The following is a 20,335-nucleotide window of genomic DNA, read 5'->3' as shown; positions in this document are numbered from 1 at the left end:
GTGGCGTAAGTGAAATTCCCTCACCGAAGCTTCCGGTTTTGCGAGGCCTTATGGCGAACAGGAAGTCTGTCACGACGAATATCGAGCTTGTTCAGTATTACCAGCAAACAACGGATCCGACCATCATGAACATTGTGATCAAACCTGCTCTTTCCGCCGTTTGGTCCACGGATGCCCAGGGCATTTGCATTACCAGTCAGGAAAGCCCTGCTGGTCTGATACCCGTACTGAAAGGCGTAACGCTGAGTGAATGGCTGAGGGGTGTGCAGGCTGATGATGATGCGAAGATGGCGCAGCAGCTTACCGCAGCGTTGGAATGCGTGACACCTTTTCACCTCGAAGTGCCCATTCATTGCCTGGACGGGACGACGCGGCGTGTGGTGATTTCCGGGCTGCCGGATTGCCAGCCCGGCACGCCTTGTCTCCAGTACAGCGGCTTCATCCTTGATATCACCGGGCAACGCAAAGCCCTGGAAGATGCGCTGCGTACGGCGGCGGAATATCGTTTGTTGATCGAAAACAGCACTGACCTGATCGCCCATTGCGACAAAGACGGCAGGTACGTATCGATCTCGCCTTCTTATAGCAAAATGATCGGCTGGTCAGCTGACGAGATGATAGGCCAGCGGGTGGTGGATTTCCTGCATCCCGATGACCGCGCCCCCGCCACGGAGGCACTGCTACATCTTTTCAACGGCGGCGAGCAGCCGGACGTGGTCGAGGTGCGTAAGCTGCATCGCGACGGCCACTACATTACGCTTGGCACCAAGGGCTGTAGCGTCAGCGATCCTTCCACCGGCAACAACATCGGTGCAGTGCTGGTGTCGCGCGACATTACAAGCGACAAGGAAAAGCTTCGCCAACTGGAGAAACTGGCAACCCACGATGCCCTGACCGGTTTGCCGAACCGGGCCTGGATCAACGATCTGGTGAGCGGCATGCTCGCGCAGGGCGACGATCAGGCCTATACGACTGTCCTGTTTATCGATCTGAATGGGTTCAAGGAAGTTAATGATTCGATGGGACATGCGACAGGCGATGCCTTGCTAAAACTGGTAAGCAAACGGCTACAGCGCTGCATGCGTCCGGGTGACTCGGTGGCACGCCTTGGCGGAGACGAGTTTGTGGTCGCTGCGAGATGCAGCCATCGCGAGGCGGCATCCGCAATCGCCCAGCGCCTGCTTGACAGCCTGAATGCGCCCTTTGCGATCAATAGCATGGACGTGCGAATCGGGGCGGCAATTGGTATCAGCCTCGCCCGGTTCGGGACGGCATCGGCCAAAGTGTTATTTGAAAAAGCCGATATTGCGATGTACCAGGCGAAAGCCAGGCGTGATAGTTCATATCAGTTTTTCGAACCCACAGCGCTGCCGTAAAGGCCCTATCGTCATTTCATGATGGTGTTTTATTGAAACGCCCGTTAGCCGCACTCTTGTAGAGAACCTTACAAAACAGCCGTGCAGCAAAATTTTACACGTAACCAGGCTGGGTAAATAAAATGGATATCAATGACACTGATATCAAATTAGAGAAGCAGCGTGGTGCTTAATCCTCTACATATTTTTTCGGTTTGCGCCTTTAGCACAAAGCTGATGACCTGATCCCCACAGATCAGTACATCCCGATGTTAGCAACGTCCGCTCCTGGCACAAAGCGGACTTTAGTTGGGGCTTGTTGGAAAAGTCAGGATATGCAACTAAGAAAGGTGCCAGAATAGAGAAAAATGCCCGCTTTAAGGATGAGCCGATGTCTCACTCTTCATCAAGAAAAAGAGCTTTAGACCCCGCAAGACCCCTGGCACACAGAGCTTCGCATGCAAGAAGTTGTGTTAATCATGTAGCGAACAGACTGGGTATCACCCGTTATGAATTGTTGACGAAAGTTGAAGAGGGTACAGGAGCAAGTCTGATATCACCGGGAACTGAAGAGGAACTGCTGAAAGCGTTTCACTATATGGAAAGCCTTTAATTTCGGAATGTCCGCAGTACAGCACGGCTCATAACTTATGACACATGTCCGCTGTGAGCGATTAGCAGAAGTTCCATTATAACTAACAGTACTTCAACTATGCCGAACATAACATTTTTCAGACACATTAAACATGCAGCGGTGCATGTGCACACATCCAATGTTTAAACGCTGGCAGGCCATTGCTGATTCTGTTCTCCGGCCTGGTATTCCGGTATAAACTACCCGGCTGTTTTGTATCCCCCTTACTATGGAGACTGTGTGATCCAGGCATGGCTTTATCTTTCTCTGGCAATTGTGTCAGAGGTAAGCAGTGTGATTGTTATGAAATACCTCTCGCAGGAGGCTAGTCAGGCAGGCATGCTGTTCATGTATGTCACCATTGGGCTGTCATTTACTTTTATGGCGCTTGCCCTGAAGAAAATTACGCTTGCGGTAGCGTATGCCACCTGGGAGTCGCTGGGTCTGCTGTGCATAGCTGCCGCTGGCAGCTTCCTTTTCAAAGAACACCTCAGCATCATTCAAAGCCTGGGCATCTTACTGCTGCTGGGCGGTGTTGTGCTGGTCAATCTCGCTGAACACGGGCAGGGTAAATAAATGGGTAAGAACTTTCCCTATTTCTGTCTTGCTGCAGCCATTGTGCTTGAAGTGACGGCTAATGCCTTTCTACAGCGTTCGGACGGGCTGACAAAAAAAATGCCAGGCGCGGTGGGTTTGTTGTTTATTTTTGCCTCTTTTACTGCCCTGACCCAGGCTCTGAAAGGGATGGAAATGGCGACTGCCTACGCTATATGGGGAGGCTGCGGCATTCTTCTGACGGCTTTGTCTGGCTGGATCATTTTCGGACAGCCTCTCGGACGCAAAGGATGCTATGGTTTGCTCATGATCGCTGCTGGTCTGATATTACTTGAACTGGGATAAAAACACGGACAGATGCAGTTAGTATTTTCACCCGTAACAACAACCAGTCGCAGGATTTCGCAGCCACGCTGAAGGAATATCACAAAACCTCTGCTCTGGCAGATTTCACCCATCCCACCCCCTTCATTGTTTGTCGGATTGAACTACACGATCCGACTGACCCTGTCCCCGGATATGATCCATTTATAATCAGGAATAACCGGCTTCATTCTGGCTGCATATTCTGGCATAAAACGGACAAGGTCCGCTTTGAGCGAAAAGCAGACATAAATCCTCTTAAGTTGATAACGGTGCATTAAATTGCAGGCGTAACGATAAGCTGATCAACTCAGGATGGAATGCTCCGGTGCAGGAGTACAACGTAAACCATTTAAACAGATAACGAACAAATTATTTATGAGCAGACGACTTAACAGCGATCATCGAACCAAGGTCAGGAATATTCCCCGACGCATAAAAGCACTTAACCGTTGGGCTGATACTTTTCATAGTCCTGAACGTAGCGTGTTTGCAGAAGATGAGCATTACTGGAATTTCAAAATCCCTGTAGAGATCAATCTTGTTCAGGGGAAGTACAGCACGCGTAAAACCAAAGCAGCCTGCGCGCAAGCTTTAATTAACGCATGTTCAAATCTCATAACGGCCACTGCTGGTAGGAATTACAGCCCCCGGATTACTGCCGTTGTATGTCTTCCGGATATGTTTACGAGTGAGGTCTGCCTTTATCGCTCGGAAGACTATTATCAAAGCTTCATAACTGAAGATCGTTCTGAAACTGGTGCTTCTGCTTTAATCAAAGAGCGCAGCCTTGCTGTTGAATGGGGACTTATTCTGCCAGCTAATGTTCAGGAAATAGGTATCACCCTCGAATATTATGGCAGCGAGGACCGGGATGAATGGTTCACGAGAGAACGCTGGTATTATGGTCAGGTGACTTAAGGGAGTTGCCTATCATTTTATTAAGAATGAAGCATTTACAAAAGAAGATGCTACTTTTGCCGAACGTCCAAGTTTGAGATGAAGCGGCCATGCGAATGAGGCAAAGTCTACAATAAGCGAGAAGCGGACATTCGATATGTATACAGGTGAATTAGGGCTAACCAATTTGCTATTACTAGATGTCAGCGAAAAAATGAGGGTGTTTTGAACGGCCTGTTGAAGATGTCTGGCAGGTTCTATCTCACCCGCACTGCTAAAGTCTACGCTCTCTTCACATCAGTAAAGGAGGAATAACATGGCCACCGAATGCTGGCCATGCCATAAACTTTATTAAAGGGACAACAATGTAGTTTTCCGGAAAACATCATCTCCCCCCATGAGGCGCTAAGAGCCGTATTATCCAACGGTCACGATGATTTTACCTACCTGACCATTTGCTTCCATATAACGGTGCGCATCAGCAATATCTTCGAGCCTGAAGGTTTTATCAATGACGGGTTTCAACTTACCGGAACGCAGACCTTCGGTGACAAAGGATTTCGCACGCGCCATTTTTTCCGCATCGGTGGTGATTTCAAACAGCTCATAGCCTCGTATCGTGAGATGTTTACCGAGAATATCGAATACAGGTATAAGCATGTCACGGCTATCTAGCGCGCCATACTGGAAGAACATACCCTGTGGTGCCATTACCTGAGTCAGCTTTGCCACATCCGGCCCGCCAACAGGGTCAAAAACAATATGAGCGCCCACGCCATCTGTTGCACGGTTGATTTCAGCAACCATATCCTGCTCCGCAGTAGCAATGACGGCGGCGGCACCAGCTTTCAGAAGCATTTCGCTTTTTTCTGAGGTGCGCGTAAGCGCGATGGGTTTTGCATCCAGCATATTAGCTATTTGTATGGCAGCCAGGCCCACGCTACTTGATGCTGCGCGGATCACGACATTCTGACCAGCCTGAAGGTTGCCATATTCAACCAGCGCACCGTAAGCGGTTACGTACATCATCCAGCTTGCAGCAGCTTCCTCGAATGAAAGATTTTCAGGATGCTTCACGACAGCGTGCACCGGTGCATTGACCCGTTCGCCGTACATACCGTAGTCGCTAAACATGAATGAAGGGATCACGCTGACGACATCGCCGCAGGAAAAATCCTCGACATTGTCACCGACAGCTTCAATCACGCCAGCCGCTTCATAGCCCAGCCGTGCCGGAAATTCCGGCTCAATAACATACTGGCCGTTGCGATACATGATTTCTGCACGGTTAACACCAACCGCATGTACGCGAATCTGTACTTCACCAGCCGCAGGTGCAGGCACCTGAACATCGACAATTTCCAGAACTTCCGGACCACCGGTGCGGTTAAACGTAACAACTTTAGACATCTTCAGACCTCGTCAGTTAGCGGCACACCTTGCGGATAGCGCGAAAGGTGTACCCGATTCATCTGCAAACAATCTACGTGGTTATAATCGTTGTAAAAATAGCCGCTGAAGAACTTCAGTATTATTTATTCAGTAACAATCAGCAGGCTCAGGTGCTTTGTCGGGCAAAAATTTCACTGAGCCAGTCGATGAATACGCGTACCTGAGGAGAAAGATAGCGCCTGTCGGGATACATCACCGATACAGGTTTTGAAACGGAAGGGTACTGCGTCAGGATCTCTTCAAGTTCCCCGGAAGCAATATGCGGCGCAAGAGCGTTTCTGGTGGCCTGGATAATACCCAGACCTGCCAGGCCGCAAGACAACAAAATATCGGAGTTATCGACCAGAATGCTGCTGGCAGGGCGTCGCGAAACAGTGACACCATCCTCGATAAACTTCCATTCCATCACCTCACGGCTGTGATCGCTGAAGAAGTTAACTGCCCGGTGCCGCTCAAGTTCTGCCAGCGTTTTCGGCCGACCGTGCCGTTGCAGATAAGAAGGGGCTGCACAGGTCGCCATCTTTATTTCGCCAAGGCGCCTGGCAATAAAGCTGGAATCCTGCAGTTCGCCCAGCCGCACCACGCAGTCCACACCTTCAGTGATCAGGTCGGTTTTTTTATCCGATGAAACCAGCACCAGTTCAATATCAGGATAGCGTGACTGAAACGCCATCAGGTGAGGAATTAGTATGGCATGCGCCAGCGCCAGCGGAACATCAAGCTTGAGCCGTCCACGAGGCGGAAGAGTCGGTGAAAAAACGGCCAGCATATTATCAACTTCTGCCAGAACCTGTCTGGCACGCTGATAAAATTCGTCACCTTCAGGCGTAATACTCAACTTGCGTGTAGTACGGTGAATAAGTTTTACGCCGAGGTCATCCTCAAGATACTGTATCGCTTTACTGACGGCGGGGCGGTGCAGCTGCAACATATCGGCGGCTTTAGTGAAACTACCTTGCTCAACAACCTGGATAAAAATAGTAATGTATTCAATCATGTTAGAACGCATATCAGCACCCAAATAGCCTTATATATCTGCCGCGCCGTTGTATCATACCGCTCCACCTACGCCGGCACCTGAAAGCTTAAGCAGACAGAAAATTTATTATTGCCCATGCTAAGCGGGTTCTGGCCTGGCTGCCTCAGACTTATACAGAAGCCGATGTGAAACTGAGTATATGACTTTCATAAGCCAGCTTCCTTACTGTTTTGCCGGGAGCGGATTTAGTGTGCAATTTGCAGTATCCTGTTACGCAGGCTGAACAGCTCTTCCCATAACATCATCTGACACAGGTAATATCAGCAATGGCTCTGATCCCGAAAAACTACACGCGGCTGGAAAGTGGCTATCGTGAGAAGGCGTTAAAAATCTATCCGTGGGTGTGCGGGCGCTGCTCGCGGGAGTTTGTGTACTCTAACCTGCGTGAACTCACGGTTCACCATATCGATCATGACCACACCAATAACCCGGAAGATGGCAGTAACTGGGAATTGTTGTGCCTCTATTGTCATGACCACGAACACTCGAAATACACTGAGGCTGAGCAGTACGGCACAACTGTGGTGGCGGGGGAAGATGCGCAGAACGATATTGATGCCGCAACCTATAATCCCTTTGCTGACCTGAAGTCGATGCTGAATAAGAAGAAGTAGCGTCGGGAACGCCCGTTTAGATCGAGGAGCGGAAGTACAGATGTCCTGATAATAATCAAGCACACTTATCGTCACTGTACTTTCCACTCACTCTTAACCAATGACCTCAGGACTCGCTAACCTCAGAATCGATCAATGACGCCCTGACGTGAGGCAGGCTTTGCGGATAATTTTGCTGAATAAACTCAATCATCTTTTCCCGGACGTAACAGCGTAAATCAAAAGCGATAGGGGAGTTCTGAGCGGTCATCAACATCCTGATCGTCATGGTTTTTTCTGAGGTATCGGTGACCTGAAGTACCTGGGTTTGTTGATCCCAGAGTTTGGTTTCACTGAGCACTTTTTCAAAATGCTGGCGAAGAGGCTCTAACGGCATGGAGTAATCCACGTAAAGAAAAACAGAGCCTAAAATTTGTGCATTATTGCGTGTCCAGTTCTGGAACGCATTTTCTGTGAAGTAGGTGATAGGCAGGACCAGCCGGCGCAGATCCCAGAGACGCACCACCACATAAGTCAGGTTTATCTCCTCAATCCAGCCCCACTCTTTTTCAACGACCACCGCATCATCAATTTTTATCGGCTGGGTAAAGGCTATCTGAATGCCGGCAAACAGGTTAACAAGCGACTTCTGAAGAGCAAACCCGATGATTATTCCGGCTACGCCCGCACCGGCCAGGATTGTTGTACCGAATTTCCGGACACTGGGAAAACTGAGTAAAATGCTACAAAGACATAATGAAACAAGCAGTACAATGACCACCTTTTTTACATAGATTATCTGAGTACGGATTTTACGCGCGCGAAGATTATTCGAAAGATTAATATCATAGCGTATAAAAAGCATATCCTGCGCGACATTGGTCAGTCGAATTAAAACGGAGCAAATGGATAATATTATAAAAACATTCGTGGTGGCTGTAATAACAGCAAGCAAGTCTGAGTGAATATCAAGGTAGTTAACCCCGATATTTATCATCAGCAAAGGAATGAATAAAAAAATCGACCCACGAAGATTTTTTTCAAGTGATTTAAACAGCTTCCTGTCACGACCCTGCCAATAAAGGATGAATCTGAAAAAGATAAACCGGGCCAGGAAGCCCAGTGCGAATGAGATCGTGACGAGGAATACAACAGGTACCCATACTGGCGCACCAGATAACTCATCGAATATCAGCGGCATTATTTTCCCTTATATTCAATCAACAACCTTTGGTTGTCAGATAATGTAGAAAAACGCAGTAACCGTTGTCTTCCCGGTTATCAGTGGTTAACAAAGCTAACGCCTGTTAGCTTAGCAAAGATTCAATTACTCAACCGTCGCAACCTGGAAGTCTTTCGGAAAAGTGGTTATCTTTCAGCGAGTAAGAGGAAAAATGAAATCTGTGTATGGCGGTGATATCCCGGCCAGATTACAGAATACCGGCGCTTTAACCGCCCTGATGTCATCTGTCCATAGCGGGCGTGATTCCCGGATGAAAAACGGGAAACCGCCATGCAAGACAAGCCAAAGGGCCAAAAGAGGGTGACCGTAACGGCGTGCGATGCTGCCTGCGTCCCCACTTTGCGCCAGCCTTCAACACAGGAATGCGCCACTTTTATTATCGCCGCTTTCGGCGTGATTAGCTGAATTGGGTGTCGGCACGCGCTGTGATGCGAAAGCGGCCTGGCGTGGTCAGAAGGTGGCAAAGGGATAACGCTGATGGAAGAGGCTGGCTTACCTCTGCATCGAGCGATATGGAGATAATATGTCAGGTCAGGGTTGAAAAGATTAAATGCATCAGACTGTTTATCTATACAGCGAGCCTGAAACACCAAAGCGTCTAAAACCTTGAAGTCCCGCTACGGGACTGCTATGTTGGTCCCACTGTGGGATAACAAGGAAAGTCAGTGCGAATTATATCGACCGCATCCCTCAAAAGATTCTGGGAGACACATAATCAGGCGGAGCAACCTCTTAGAGCGTGGGTAGATGAAGTCAGTAAGGCCCAATGGAAAACGCCTCAGGACATTAAGGACAAATACAGGACAGCAGATTTTCTAAGCAACAATCGGGTGGTGTTTGATATCAAGGGCAACCACTACCGTCTGATTGCCGCAGTGGCTTACAGGTATCAGGCGGTCTACATCAAGTTTGTTGGAACGCATGCTGAATATGACAAGACAGACGCAAACACGGTGGATATGTGATGACTTATAAAATCAAACCGATTCACAACGAAGCAGATTATGAGGCAGCTCTGACAGCCGTATCCCCGCTGTTCGACAATGAGCCGGAGCCGGGGACTGAAGCCGGGGATTTTCTGGAAGTAATGATCCTGCTTATCGAAAAATACGAGCAGGAACACTACCCGATTGAAGCACCCGATCCGGTAGAAGCGATTAAATTCCGGATGGATCAGATGGGGCTGTCGGCGAAAGACCTGGTGCCGGCGATTGGACGCCCAAACCGCGTCTATGAGGTGCTGAATAATAAGCGTGCGCTGACGCTACCGATGATCCGCAACCTGCATAAAATGTTCAACATCCCGCTGGCGTCGCTGGTAGGCGCAGCAAAACCCGAACGAGTGAAAGTGCAGTAACTGAAGCCCACTACGCGCGGGCTTTTTTATTCCTGCGGCCTGTGGTTGGCCCAGGACCAGTCATATTCCCAGACAGCATAAGTCACAACTCCTCAGACCGACAATCACCATGCAGCCTGGCGTGGACGTACTGTCCGCTTTGAGCGAGGAGCGGTAGTTTACAATTATTCCACCGCCTGTGAATGCATTACTAATACGGGAAGCTTAATGAATGAATACCGGTCAACTCTACTTGCCAACCGGTAAGCAGTTAGCACTCTGTTCGGCAAATAGTGAAAAATAGATAACTGCCCGCCAGGAGCGAAGGTCCGTCTTAATAACTATATTGTGGATTTTCGGGACGATTTTAACTCTTTCACAGCAGAGTGTGGTTGGCACCGGCCATAAATTATTGAGGCGTAACGGCGACCAGCATCATCAGTTATCTCACAACAGCATCGATAAGGCTCGCCTGAAGCTGAGCAATGAAACAACTGAGCCTGTTTATAATGAACGTTAAAGTCGATCAAAATACCAGCCTTAATGACCCAACATTCAGGAATCTGTTGCTTTGTTAGCAGATACCCGAGTATGCCTGAATAGTGAGCTACAATGAAATTCTGTAGGTTACAGTTGAATTTGCTGTTAGGTTTGATTAAAGAAAACGTCATTGAGCTAAGGCTGTTAGCTAAAGCAAAGGATTTTAGCTGACCAATAGCCCAGTATCCTGCAAAATCGTTGTTACGACTAACAAAACACGCATTAAGCGCATTGGCTACGCCTTTAAGCTCAATTCTGCGTGCCATTTTAACCTCCTGTTGCTTTTCAAATTCCATAATCAACAACTATTATATCGACACAAATTTACTTAATAAGCTTTTTCCTGGCGTTCACGGACCGTCGTGACTTTATCACAATAAACCACGCTGTTTTTGGGAACAGATTTATTAATAAATGACATTGCGCCGATGATAACATTATCGCCGATGTGAACATCACCGATAATGCAGCTGTGCGCGCCTATATCAACGTTATTCCCGATGATAGTTTTCCCGCTGTTGTTCACCGAATCTCTGCGCCCAATCGTGGTGTTCTGACGCAGATTGATATTGCGTCCAATCACGCACTCCGCGCGTATTACGATGCCGACATAGTGGTTAATCTTCATTCCTGGTCCGATATAGGCCGCGACGCTGATGTCGGCACCATATTTTTTGAGCAGATTATGATTAATTCTTCTCGCCCATTTGCGGTAGCGGGGTGAAGGTAACGTATGCCAGTAATTCGCCAGCCGCCACCAGAAGTAATACCGCTTCTTATAGCTGAACAGGGCGCGATGCAGAACTTTGAACCATGAAAACGCCTTCTTGCCGTCCCTGTTGAGCACCTCCAGACGGAGACATTCTTTGAAATGCGCATAGGCACAGTTGGTGCTTTCTGCTAATAAATGAGCAATTTCCATCCACTTCTCATAGACAATTAAGATTTTTTACATTGTATCTTTTTTTTATCAGCGAGTTTATTGATTTGAACAGTTGAACAACCGGGCGGGGAAAAGGGTACAGGAGAGCGGCAAGGCAGGAACCTCTGAAACCTCCGGTTTAGCTCCAGGAGAGAGGGCAGTAATGTCTCGTGCGGAAAGGGACGGAATCAAAGCCACCCGCATAAATGTTTACTGCTGAGTATGAGTGTTGAAAACCGCTTCAAACCATGCTGTTCAGGCAAGCTACCTGATGCAGAAAACCGGGGAAGGGGGCTAACCCTTCCCCGGTGCCGGGAGTTAACGCAGGTCGAAACGATCCAGATTCATGACTTTCGTCCAGGCGGCGACAAAATCGTGGACGAATTTCTCTCTGGCATCCTCACTGGCGTACACTTCGGCGACGGAGCGCAGAATCGCATTCGAGCCGAATACCAGGTCCGCACGGGTCGCGGTAAACTTCACTTCGCCACTCAGGCGATCGCGCCCCTCAAACAGCTCCGCAGAAGCATCGGTCGCTTTCCATTCGTTGCGCATATCCAGCAGATTGACGAAAAAGTCATTGCTGAGCACGCCCGGACGGCTGGTGAACACGCCATGCGCGCTACCATCGAAGTTGCCACCCACCGCACGCATGCCGCCGACCAGCACCGTCAGTTCTGGCGGCGTTAACGTCAGCTGCTGCGCTTTATCAATCAGCAGCGCTTCTGTTGAGGTTCCGTTCCGTACGCCACGGTAGTTACGCAGCCCATCGGCGGCGGGGTTGAGCAGCTCAAAGAGCGCGATATCCGTCTGCGCCTGAAGCGCATCCACCCGTCCCGGCGTGAACGGCACCTTAACGTCGATGCCCGCAGCCTTCGCCGCCAGCTCAACGCCGACCCCACCTGCCAGCACAATAATATCGGCCAGCGAGGCGTTGCCCGATCTCAGTTGAATGGCTTCGAGCGTGGGCAGCACGCGCGACGCTGTCGCATTAACGTCCCATTCCCTCTGCGGCATCAGCGCCAGCCGCGCCCCATTAGCGCCGCCCCGTTTATCTCCGCCACGGAAGGTTGAGGCTGACGCCCAGGCGACAGAAATCAGCTCGCTGACGGACAGGCCCGACTCGGCGATCTCTGATTTCAGCTGCGCAATGTCGGTGGCTGTTGGCGCATGACGCGGCTGCGGCAGGGGATCCTGCCAGATCAGATCCTCTTTTGGCACTTCCGGACCGATGTAGCGCGCTTTTGGTCCCATATCCCGGTGAGTCAGCTTATACCAGGCGCGCGCAAAGGCTTCATTAAACGCCTGAGGATCGTTGAGGAAACGCCGCGAGATTTTCTCAAACGCCGGATCGAAACGCAGCGTCAGATCGGTCACCAGCATGGTTGGTTTGCGTTTTCTGGTCGGGTCGAACGGATCCGGAATAGTGTCAGGCGCATTGACGGCTTCAAACTGGATCGCACCCGCCGGGCTGCGTGTCTGTACCCACTCATAGCGGAACAGGTTCTCGAAGAAATAGTTGCTCCACTGCGTCGGCGTTTGCGTCCAGGTGACCTCAAGGCCAGAGGTAATGGCGTCGGCACCCGAGCCGCTGCCATACTGGCTGGCCCAGCCAAGGCCCTGTGCTTCAATCGGCGCGGCTTCGGGATCGACGCCAACATGGCTTGCCGCGGCGGCGCCATGCGTTTTGCCCAGGGTATGCCCGCCCGCAATCAGCGCAACGGTTTCTTCGTCATTCATGCCCATATTGCCGAAGGTGGCGCGAATGGCCGGCGCGGCGGAGGCTGGATTGCCACTGTTTTCCGGCCCTTCGGGGTTCACGTAGATCAGGCCCATCTCGGTTGCGCCCAGCGGCGCCTGCGCCAGTGATTCCGGATGGCGGTGCGCCAGCCAGGTTTTTTCGCCGCCCCAGTTCACATCCTGATCCGGCTCCCAGACATCTTCGCGCCCGGCGCCGAAACCAAAGGTACGGAAACCGGCATTTTCCAGCGCGACGTTACCGGCCAGGATATAGAGATCGGCCCAGGAGATTTTCTGACCATATTTCTGTTTGACCGGCCAGAGGAGACGGCGGGCCTTATCGAGACTGACGTTATCAGGCCAGGAATTTAAGGGAGCGAAGCGCTGCTGGCCACGGCCCGCACCGCCCCGGCCATCCGCAGAACGGTAAGTGCCCGCGCTGTGCCACGCCATACGGATAAAAAGGCCGATATAACTTCCCCAGTCGGCGGGCCACCACGGCTGCGAGTCTGTCAGCAGGGCTTTCAGATCGGCTTTCAGCGCGTAGTAGTCAAGTTTGCTGAACGCTTCGCGGTAATTAAACGCGGCTCCCAGCGGGTTTGCGCGGTTGGAGTGGTGATTCAGCAGATCCACGCGGAGCTGATCGGGCCACCAGTCATGATGCCCGGTTCCACCCCCGGCAGCCTGATTATTGTTGCCCTGGTGAAAGGGGCATTTCCCGGCGGATAACGCATTGTGTGTGTCAGTTGGCGTGCTCATTTTCAGGCTCCATTTTTTATCTGGCTCTACCTTAGCTGCCGCCTTTGATAACTCATACCTGTATTAACCGACAGATTTGATAGTCGTTACCTTTGTTTGCACTCTGACTGCGGTGCCGGGCAGATCCCGTTGTGTTAATACTTCTCGCTGTGGTCGTTACCTGAAGATGATGAAAGTGTGATCGAGATTGAGATAATCATTTTTGTAATCGATTACTTTAAATGAAATGTAATCGATTACTATCTTGCCGGAGAGTGCATCATGTCTGTTTCACAACGTTCTGATACCAACCGGATGCCGCAGCGGTGGCTTATTCCGCGGCTTTCGCTGATGATGTTTATGCAGTTTTTTATCTGGGGCAGCTGGTCAGTCACCCTGGGGCTGGTCATGACGCAGCACAATATGTCGCTGCTGATTGGTGATGCTTTTTCTGCGGGGCCTATCGCTTCCATTCTTTCTCCCTTCGTGCTGGGCATGCTGGTAGACCGCTTCTTCCCGTCACAAAAAGTGATGGCGGTAATGAACCTGGCGGGGGCGGCGATCCTGTGGTTTGTTCCGCATGCGCTGGAAACCGAAAACGGCGCGCTGCTGATTGGGTTGCTGTTCGGCTACACGCTCTGCTATATGCCGACGCTGGCGCTCTCCAATAATATCGCTTTCCACAGCCTGGCCAGCAGCGATAAAAGTTTCCCGGTGGTGCGCGTCTTTGGCACCATCGGCTGGATTGTCGCCGGTATCTTTATTGGCGTTACCGGTATTTCGGCCAGTACCACAATCTTCTCGCTGGCCGCGGTCTGTTCTGTTGCGCTGGCGATCTACAGCCTGACGCTGCCGCATACGCCCGCAGCGGCAAAAGGGCTGCCCCTGAAAGTCCGGGATCTCTTTTGCGCCGATGCCTTCGCTCTCCTCAAGACCCGCCATTTCTTTATCTTTTCGCTCTGCGCCACGCTGATCTCTGTTCCGCTGGGGACATATTATGCCTATACCGCGTCATGGCTGGCGGACGCTGGCGTGGAGAACGTCAGCACCGTGATGTCCTTCGGACAGATGTCGGAAATCTTTTTCATGCTGGTGATCCCGCTGCTGTTCCGGCGGCTCGGCGTGAAATACATGCTGCTGGTCGGGATGTGCGCCTGGTTTGTTCGCTATGCGCTGTTCGCCTCCGGTATGGGTGATGAAGGGCGGGCGCTTATTTACCTCGGCATTCTGCTGCACGGCGTCTGCTACGATTTCTTCTTTGTGGTGGGATTTATCTACACCGACCGCATCGCTGGCGAGAAGGTGAAAGGCCAGGCGCAAAGCATGGTGGTGATGTTTACCTACGGCATCGGCATGCTGCTGGGTTCGCAGATCTCCGGCGCGCTCTACAACAAATTGATTGCCGGACAGCCTACGGCAGAAAACTGGGCGACTTTCTGGTGGATCCCCGCCGTCGCAGCGGCGGCGATCGCCATTCTTTTCCTCTTCACCTTTAAATACCGGGATGAAGAGGCTGCATAAGGGGAGAACACGATGAAGACGTTAAAAGGACCGGGGATATTTTTATCGCAATTTATTGATCGGCAGGCGCCGTTTAATTCGCTGGAAGGAATGGCGCAATGGGCTTCTGCGCTCGGTTATAAAGCGTTGCAAATTCCCTGTCATCATCCGGCGATTTTCGATCTTGAACAGGCGGCGGTCAGCCAGGCCTATTGCGATGACGTCACGGCAATGCTGACAAAATATGATCTGGTCATCAGCGAGCTTTCCACCCATCTTGAAGGGCAGCTCATCGCGGTACATCCGGCGCACGATGAGGCTTTTGACAGCTTCGCCCCGGCTGAAGTGCGCGGCAACAGCGCAGCGCGTACGGCCTGGGCCATCGGGATGCTGAAAAAAGCGGCGGCGGCGTCGGCGAAGCTGGGGCTGACTGCTCATGCTACTTTTTCCGGCTCGCTGGCCTGGCCCTATCTTTATCCGTGGCCGCCGCATAACGCGCAGTTATTCAGCGAAGCCTTCGCTGAGCTGGCGCGCCGCTGGCTGCCGGTGCTGGATGAGTTCGATCGCCACGGCGTCGATCTCTGCTACGAAATTCATCCCGGCGAGGATCTCCATGACGGCGCGACCTTTGAGCGCTTTCTGGCTGAGGTTAATCATCATCCGCGCTGCGCGATTCTGTTCGATCCCAGCCATCTGTTTTTGCAGCATATCGACTACCTGAGCTTTATCGATCTCTATCATTCCCGCATTAAAGCCTTCCACGTGAAGGATGCGGAGTATCAGACCAATGGCCGCAGCGGCGTTTACGGTGGTTATCAACGCTGGATAGACCGGGCTGGCCGCTTCCGTTCGCCGGGCGATGGCCAGATCGATTTCAAACGCATTTTCAGCAAGCTGGCGCAGTATGACTATGACGGCTGGGCCGTGCTGGAATGGGAATGTTGCCTGAAGAGCAGCGAGGCGGGCGCCCGAGAAGGTGCTGAATTTATCCAGCGCCATATCATTCCGGTCGCGGAACGTGCGTTTGATGATTTTGCCGCCCAGCATGATGCGAAGGCGAGCGTCAGAGCCCAGTTGGGCCTGGACAGGGGAGAGTGTGATGATTAATGTCGGCATTATCGGCAGCGGATTTATCGGCCCCGCGCATATTGAGGCGCTTCGCCGTCTCGGTAATATTAACGTGGTGGCGATTTGCGATAGGCAGCAGGCAAGCGCTGAGGCGCGTGCGGCGGAGTTGCATGTGCCGCATGCCTACAGCGATGTCGCGACTTTTCTCCAGCATGAAGGGCTGGACGTCGTGCATAACTGCACGCCGAATCATGTGCATGCTGAAATTAACCGCCAGGTTCTGCAGGCCGGCAAGCATATCTTCTCAGAAAAACCGTTATGCATGACCATGGAGGAGGCCCGCGAGCTGGTCGATCTGGCTGAGCAGGCGGGCGTGGTGCACGGCGTCAGCTTCGTCTATCGCCAGTTTGCCATGGTTCAGCAGGCCGCCAGTATGATCGGGCAGGCGGAACTGGGACGGCTGTTTTCGGCGCAGGGCAGCTATGTGCAGGACTGGATGCTGGAAGAGACGGACTATAACTGGCGGGTAAATGCTGAAAAAGGCGGTGCCTCCCGCGCCGTGGCGGATATCGGCTCGCACTGGTGCGATACCATTCAGTTTACCACCGGCAAAAAAATCGTTGAGGTGATGGCCGATCTCGCTATCGTCTGGCCGAGCCGTAAAGCCAGCGTGCAGCCCTCCACCACCTTTGGGGCGAAACAGGCAGAGCAGCAGTATGAATCCCATAAGGTGACAACGGAAGATATGGGCTTTGTGCTGTTCCGCTTTGACGACGGCAGTAAGGGCAGCTTTAACGTCTCACAGGTTGCTGCCGGGCGCAAAAACCGGCTGGCTTTTGAGGTGAACGGCAGCCTCGCGTCGCTGGCCTGGGATCAGGAGACGCCGCAGCAGCTCTGGATTGGGCACCGTCATCAGCCCAATCAGCTGCTCTCGGACGATCCCTCGCTGCTCAATGCCGACGTCGCCGGGCGGGCGCGTTTTCCCGGCGGGCATATTGAAGGCTGGCCGGATGCGTTCCGTAATATGATGCAGCAGTTTTACCTGGCGGTAGCGCAGGGTAAACCGCCAGCGGAAAACGCAGCGTCGTTTGCGACCTTTCATGATGGCGCCCAGGTGATGGCGATTGTCGATGCCATCGTGCGTAGCCATCAGCAGCAGTGCTGGACAAGGGTCGCGTGGTAACGACGCAGTTAACTTATTGTCGGAACGGATTTATGATAGCCTGCGTCCCATCGGTTTGAGCAAGAGTTAACCCCATGTCCATTCAAAAGATCGCCCGCCTTGCGGGCGTTTCTGTCGCGACGGTGTCACGAGTCCTGAATAATAGCGATACCGTAAAAGCCAAAAATCGCGAGAAAGTTCTACAGGCTATCCAGGCGAGCAATTATCAGCCCAATCTGCTGGCACGCCAGCTGCGCACCGCGCGCAGCTCAATGATTCTGGTGATGGTTTCTGATATCTCCAATCCCTTTTGCGCCGAAGTGGTTAAGGGGATCGAAGAACAGGCCGAAAAGAGCGGCTACCGCATCCTGCTCTGCAACTCCGGCTCGGATATCGAGCGGTCGCGTTCAAGTCTGCAACTCCTTTCCGGTAAGATCGTCGACGGTATTATCACCATGGACGCCTTCAGCAAGCTGCCTGAGCTTTCACGACTGATTGGCGGGACGCCCTGGGTTCAGTGCGCGGAATATGCGAATACCGGCGATATCTCCTGCGTTGGCATCAATGACAGCGACGCTTCCCAGCAGATGGTGCGCCACCTGATTAACAAAGGATGCCGCAGGATCGCGCTGATCAATCACGATCTCAACTACAAGTATGCCCAGCTGCGTCAGCAGGGATATCTGCGTGAGCTTGAGCGCAGCCAGCTCACATGGCAGGCGATCGCTTATGCCAGCGAACTGAGCTTCAGCGCTGGCAGGCAGAATATGCTTCAGCTACTGGCGGACGGCGAGAGGCCGGACGCGGTATTCGCCGTATCGGATACGTTAGCCGCCGGTGCGATGGCAGCCATCCGCGAGGCGGGTTTGCGTGTGCCTGAAGACATTGCTGTCGCCGGGTTTGACGGCTCGGAACTGGCGGAGATGGTATCGCCGCCGCTGACCACCATTGCGCAACCGTCGCGGGATATTGGCCGCAAAGCCTGCGAGCTGGTGGTGGCGAGGATAGAGGACCCGGAATCGACAACTGAGCGCATTATTATGGACTGGCACCTGATTGAGCGTGCCAGTACCTGAAGTCCGCTACGGCTGCGTTTTGTCCAGCGCCAGCCGCAGATCTTCAATAAGATCATCTTTATGCTCAATGCCGATCGACAGGCGGATCGTCGCTTCACCGATGCCGATGCGATCGCGCACATCCACCGGCACGCCCGAATGGGTGGTACTGGCCGGATGGCTGGCAAGCGACTCCGTTCCGCCAAGGCTGACCGCCAGCTTAAACAGGCTCAGCGCGTTAAGCAGCCGGAAGGCGGCTGCCTCACCGCCCGCCACGTCAAAGGAAAAGGTTGAGCCAGCCCCGCTGCACTGTCGGGCGAAGAGCTGGCCCGCTGGCGAGCCGGCTTCCAGAAAAGCCAGATATTGCAGCTTGCTGATTTTCTCATGGTTACGCAGAAATTCAGCCACGGCAGCCGCGTTTTCGTCAGCCCGCGTCATACGCAGCGACAGCGTCTCCAGCGAACGACCAATCATCCAGCTGGTATGAGGATCGAGCTGGGTGCCGGTCGCGCTGCGTAACGCTTTAACCTGGCGGATAAGCGCTTTGCTGCCCATCACCGCACCCGCAATCAGATCGGAATGCCCGCCGACATATTTGGTTAGCGAGTAGAGTGACAAATCGGCGCCATGTTCAACAGGCCGCTGGAAAACCGGGCCCAGCAGCGTGTTATCACAGGCGATAACGGGGCGGTGCTGCTGTTTCTGTCCGATAGCATCAGCCACGCGTTTCATCAGCGCAATATCGACGAGGCTGTTGGTCGGGTTAGCTGGCGATTCAATCAGAATGACCGACACGCGGCCAAGGCGCATGGCTTCATCGGCGGCAGCCTGCACCGATGCCTCGCTGATGCCGTCCGCAAAACCGACCGCTGCCACCTTCAGCCGCGCAAAGGTTCTGGTCAGCAGCGTTTCAGTGCCGCCATAGAGCGGCTGCGAGTGCAGGATCACATCGCCAGGCTCAACGAAGGTCAGCAGCGTGGTGGAGATCGCTGACATGCCCGAGGAGAAGAGCGCGGCGCTGTCGGTTCGCTCAAAAATGGCCAGTCGATCTTCAACAATTTCGCTATTGGGATGGTTAAAGCGCGAATAGACCAGGCCGTTGCCGCTCCCTTCGGGCGGTTCGCGGCGGCCCGAAACGTAGTCAAAAAAATCTTTCCCCTCTTCCGCGGAGTTAAACACAAAGGTGGAGGTCAGGAACACCGGCGGTTTTACCGCCCCTTCTGAAAGCGCCGGATCGTACCCGTAGTTAAGCATCTGCGTTTCGGGGTGCAGCTCACGGCTGCCGATATGGGTCTTTTTTGCCTGAAAAGTCATGCGATCTCCTGCCTCTGTGCCTGCTGGCTGCTGATAGTTTCAGCATACGTTAACTTCCTGTGAAGGTGCTAATTAATGGCGTCGCGCTGGCGTGCCATGCGCGGAGGTCAGAGGCCGCGTCGTTGCGCAACGTCGAGCGCCGGGAAGGGGAGTGTGATAAACTTCGCGGCTTACTTTAAGCCACTGACAATATCGACATAACGCTATGAAACACACCGTAGAAGTCATGATCTCTGAAGACGAGATCGCCAAACGTATCGCCGAACTGGGCCAGCAAATCACGGAAGCCTACCGTGAGAGCGGCAGTGAAATGGTCCTGGTGGGCCTGCTGCGTGGTTCTTTCATGTTTATGGCGGATCTTTGCCGCAAAATCGACGTCCCGCACGAAGTCGATTTTATGACGGCCTCCAGCTACGGCAGCGGCATGTCCAGCACCCGTGATGTGAAAATCCTCAAGGATCTGGATGAGGACATTCGCGGCAAAGACGTGCTGATCGTGGAAGATATCATCGACTCGGGCAATACGCTGAGCAAGGTGCGCGATATTCTCAGCCTGCGTCAGCCAAAATCACTGGCGATCTGCACGCTGCTGGATAAGCCAGAGCGTCGTGAAGTGGAGGTGCCGGTGGAATATGTGGGCTTTACCATTCCGGACAAATTTGTGGTGGGTTACGGTATCGACTACGCCCAGCGCTATCGTCATCTGGCCTACGTCGGCCATGTGGTGATGCTGGAGGAGTAAGCCCGTCTGGCAGCGAAACCGGGCCGCGACTGACCGCACAATCGACTAAGGCCGGATTTTCCGGCCTGTTATATGATGCGCGGC

Annotated in this window: 19 protein-coding genes; 12 read left to right on the top strand and 7 right to left on the bottom strand. The window is 52.6% G+C overall.

Going from position 1 to position 20,335, the window contains the following annotated elements; genetic code table 11:
* Positions 1 to 125: 125 nt before the first annotated feature.
* The 4 genes from EA20_RS0104655 (at position 126) to EA20_RS0104640 (ending at position 3,828) form a co-directional block, all read left to right on the top strand.
* Positions 126 to 1,376, top strand: a complete 1,251-nt coding sequence (locus tag EA20_RS0104655; RefSeq protein WP_024965725.1) for a sensor domain-containing diguanylate cyclase — start codon at positions 126 to 128, stop codon at positions 1,374 to 1,376.
* An 853-nt stretch (positions 1,377 to 2,229) separates the two neighbouring features.
* On the top strand, positions 2,230 to 2,565 hold the full coding sequence (locus EA20_RS0104650; RefSeq protein ID WP_152540201.1) for a multidrug efflux SMR transporter: 336 nt from the start codon (positions 2,230 to 2,232) through the stop codon (positions 2,563 to 2,565).
* Positions 2,566 to 2,889: a multidrug/spermidine efflux SMR transporter subunit MdtI gene (locus EA20_RS0104645; protein ID WP_024965723.1), complete on the top strand. Its 324-nt coding sequence runs from the start codon at positions 2,566 to 2,568 to the stop codon at positions 2,887 to 2,889.
* Positions 2,890 to 3,285: 396 nt separating this feature from the next.
* The gene (locus EA20_RS0104640; RefSeq protein ID WP_024965722.1) at positions 3,286 to 3,828 is read left to right on the top strand and encodes a DUF3916 domain-containing protein; all 543 of its coding nucleotides are present in this window, start codon (positions 3,286 to 3,288) and stop codon (positions 3,826 to 3,828) included.
* Positions 3,829 to 4,224: 396 nt separating this feature from the next.
* Here the strand turns inward: EA20_RS0104640 and EA20_RS0104635 are convergent, their stop codons facing one another.
* Positions 4,225 to 5,217, bottom strand: coding sequence for a zinc-dependent alcohol dehydrogenase family protein (locus EA20_RS0104635; protein WP_024965721.1), 993 nt, complete (start codon positions 5,215 to 5,217; stop codon positions 4,225 to 4,227).
* A 148-nt stretch (positions 5,218 to 5,365) separates the two neighbouring features.
* Entirely contained in the window at positions 5,366 to 6,268 is a 903-nt protein-coding gene (locus EA20_RS0104630; protein WP_024965720.1) for a LysR family transcriptional regulator, read from the bottom strand.
* A 296-nt stretch (positions 6,269 to 6,564) separates the two neighbouring features.
* On the opposite strand from EA20_RS0104630, the gene yajD reads away from it, so the two are divergent.
* A complete protein-coding gene (gene yajD, locus EA20_RS0104625) occupies positions 6,565 to 6,912 on the top strand; it encodes an HNH nuclease YajD (protein ID WP_024965719.1) in 348 nt (115 codons plus the stop codon).
* A gap of 106 nt (positions 6,913 to 7,018) precedes the next feature.
* Here yajD and EA20_RS0104620 read toward each other — a convergent pair whose 3' ends face one another.
* Positions 7,019 to 8,092 (bottom strand): mechanosensitive ion channel family protein, encoded by a 1,074-nt coding sequence (locus EA20_RS0104620; RefSeq protein WP_024965718.1) that lies wholly within the window; start codon positions 8,090 to 8,092, stop codon positions 7,019 to 7,021.
* Between the two features lie 707 nt (positions 8,093 to 8,799).
* Here EA20_RS0104620 and EA20_RS0104615 point away from each other — a divergent pair.
* Together EA20_RS0104615 and EA20_RS0104610 are read left to right on the top strand one after the other, a co-directional pair.
* A complete protein-coding gene (locus tag EA20_RS0104615; protein ID WP_024965717.1) occupies positions 8,800 to 9,099 on the top strand; it encodes a type II toxin-antitoxin system HigB family toxin in 300 nt (99 codons plus the stop codon).
* Positions 9,099 to 9,491: a type II toxin-antitoxin system HigA family antitoxin gene (locus EA20_RS0104610; RefSeq protein WP_038381483.1), complete on the top strand. Its 393-nt coding sequence runs from the start codon at positions 9,099 to 9,101 to the stop codon at positions 9,489 to 9,491. The genes EA20_RS0104615 and EA20_RS0104610 overlap by 1 nt, the downstream gene beginning before the upstream one ends.
* A 320-nt stretch (positions 9,492 to 9,811) precedes the next feature.
* On the opposite strand, the gene EA20_RS20730 is transcribed toward EA20_RS0104610, so the two are convergent.
* From EA20_RS20730 to katG, 3 genes are all read right to left on the bottom strand, one after another.
* Positions 9,812 to 10,276, bottom strand: a complete 465-nt coding sequence (locus tag EA20_RS20730; protein ID WP_152540200.1) for a hypothetical protein — start codon at positions 10,274 to 10,276, stop codon at positions 9,812 to 9,814.
* 62 nt (positions 10,277 to 10,338) lie between these two features.
* Positions 10,339 to 10,932, bottom strand: a complete 594-nt coding sequence (locus EA20_RS0104600) for a serine acetyltransferase (RefSeq protein ID WP_024965715.1) — start codon at positions 10,930 to 10,932, stop codon at positions 10,339 to 10,341.
* A 318-nt stretch (positions 10,933 to 11,250) separates the two neighbouring features.
* Complete coding sequence (gene katG, locus EA20_RS0104595; RefSeq protein ID WP_024965714.1) at positions 11,251 to 13,431, bottom strand: catalase/peroxidase HPI; 2,181 nt, start codon at positions 13,429 to 13,431, stop codon at positions 11,251 to 11,253.
* 261 nt (positions 13,432 to 13,692) lie between these two features.
* Here katG and EA20_RS0104590 point away from each other — a divergent pair, with 261 nt between their 5' ends.
* From EA20_RS0104590 to EA20_RS0104575, 4 genes are all read left to right on the top strand, one after another.
* Complete coding sequence (locus tag EA20_RS0104590; protein WP_152540199.1) at positions 13,693 to 14,931, top strand: MFS transporter; 1,239 nt, start codon at positions 13,693 to 13,695, stop codon at positions 14,929 to 14,931.
* 12 nt (positions 14,932 to 14,943) lie between these two features.
* Entirely contained in the window at positions 14,944 to 16,017 is a 1,074-nt protein-coding gene (locus tag EA20_RS0104585; protein WP_024965712.1) for a sugar phosphate isomerase/epimerase, read from the top strand.
* Positions 16,010 to 17,161 (top strand): Gfo/Idh/MocA family protein, encoded by a 1,152-nt coding sequence (locus tag EA20_RS0104580; protein ID WP_024965711.1) that lies wholly within the window; start codon positions 16,010 to 16,012, stop codon positions 17,159 to 17,161. Before EA20_RS0104585 ends, EA20_RS0104580 begins: the two co-directional genes overlap by 8 nt.
* 74 nt (positions 17,162 to 17,235) lie before the next feature.
* On the top strand, positions 17,236 to 18,216 hold the full coding sequence (locus EA20_RS0104575; protein WP_024965710.1) for a LacI family DNA-binding transcriptional regulator: 981 nt from the start codon (positions 17,236 to 17,238) through the stop codon (positions 18,214 to 18,216).
* 6 nt (positions 18,217 to 18,222) lie between these two features.
* Here the strand turns inward: EA20_RS0104575 and EA20_RS0104570 are convergent, their stop codons facing one another.
* Entirely contained in the window at positions 18,223 to 19,509 is a 1,287-nt protein-coding gene (locus EA20_RS0104570; protein WP_024965709.1) for a cystathionine gamma-synthase family protein, read from the bottom strand.
* A gap of 205 nt (positions 19,510 to 19,714) precedes the next feature.
* Here EA20_RS0104570 and hpt point away from each other — a divergent pair, with 205 nt between their 5' ends.
* Positions 19,715 to 20,251, top strand: a complete 537-nt coding sequence (hpt, locus tag EA20_RS0104565; protein ID WP_024965708.1) for a hypoxanthine phosphoribosyltransferase — start codon at positions 19,715 to 19,717, stop codon at positions 20,249 to 20,251.
* The last annotated feature ends 84 nt before the right edge of the window (positions 20,252 to 20,335 follow it).

Origin of the sequence: Pantoea sp. IMH (assembly GCF_000599885.1) — a bacterium.
GTDB lineage: Bacteria > Pseudomonadota > Gammaproteobacteria > Enterobacterales > Enterobacteriaceae > Erwinia.
The sequence above is the reverse complement of the archived record's forward strand: the minus strand, read 5'-3'. Positions and strand labels throughout refer to the sequence as shown.

Excerpts from the sequence above, each read along its gene's own strand:
- EA20_RS0104570 (WP_024965709.1), bottom strand. The coding sequence starts at position 19,509 with ATGACTTTTCAGGCAAAAAAGACCCATATCGGCAGCCGTGAGCTGCAC.
- EA20_RS0104620 (WP_024965718.1), bottom strand. The coding sequence starts at position 8,092 with ATGCCGCTGATATTCGATGAGTTATCTGGTGCGCCAGTATGGGTACCT.
- EA20_RS0104630 (WP_024965720.1), bottom strand. The coding sequence starts at position 6,268 with ATGCGTTCTAACATGATTGAATACATTACTATTTTTATCCAGGTTGTT.
- EA20_RS0104580 (WP_024965711.1), top strand. The coding sequence starts at position 16,010 with ATGATTAATGTCGGCATTATCGGCAGCGGATTTATCGGCCCCGCGCAT.
- katG (WP_024965714.1), bottom strand. The coding sequence starts at position 13,431 with ATGAGCACGCCAACTGACACACACAATGCGTTATCCGCCGGGAAATGC.
- EA20_RS0104655 (WP_024965725.1), top strand. The coding sequence starts at position 126 with ATGAACATTGTGATCAAACCTGCTCTTTCCGCCGTTTGGTCCACGGAT.
- EA20_RS20730 (WP_152540200.1), bottom strand. The coding sequence starts at position 10,276 with ATGGCACGCAGAATTGAGCTTAAAGGCGTAGCCAATGCGCTTAATGCG.
- EA20_RS0104640 (WP_024965722.1), top strand. The coding sequence starts at position 3,286 with ATGAGCAGACGACTTAACAGCGATCATCGAACCAAGGTCAGGAATATT.
- EA20_RS0104585 (WP_024965712.1), top strand. The coding sequence starts at position 14,944 with ATGAAGACGTTAAAAGGACCGGGGATATTTTTATCGCAATTTATTGAT.
- EA20_RS0104600 (WP_024965715.1), bottom strand. The coding sequence starts at position 10,932 with ATGGAAATTGCTCATTTATTAGCAGAAAGCACCAACTGTGCCTATGCG.
- EA20_RS0104645 (WP_024965723.1), top strand. The coding sequence starts at position 2,566 with ATGGGTAAGAACTTTCCCTATTTCTGTCTTGCTGCAGCCATTGTGCTT.
- yajD (WP_024965719.1), top strand. The coding sequence starts at position 6,565 with ATGGCTCTGATCCCGAAAAACTACACGCGGCTGGAAAGTGGCTATCGT.
- EA20_RS0104610 (WP_038381483.1), top strand. The coding sequence starts at position 9,099 with ATGACTTATAAAATCAAACCGATTCACAACGAAGCAGATTATGAGGCA.
- EA20_RS0104590 (WP_152540199.1), top strand. The coding sequence starts at position 13,693 with ATGTCTGTTTCACAACGTTCTGATACCAACCGGATGCCGCAGCGGTGG.
- hpt (WP_024965708.1), top strand. The coding sequence starts at position 19,715 with ATGAAACACACCGTAGAAGTCATGATCTCTGAAGACGAGATCGCCAAA.
- EA20_RS0104635 (WP_024965721.1), bottom strand. The coding sequence starts at position 5,217 with ATGTCTAAAGTTGTTACGTTTAACCGCACCGGTGGTCCGGAAGTTCTG.
- EA20_RS0104575 (WP_024965710.1), top strand. The coding sequence starts at position 17,236 with ATGTCCATTCAAAAGATCGCCCGCCTTGCGGGCGTTTCTGTCGCGACG.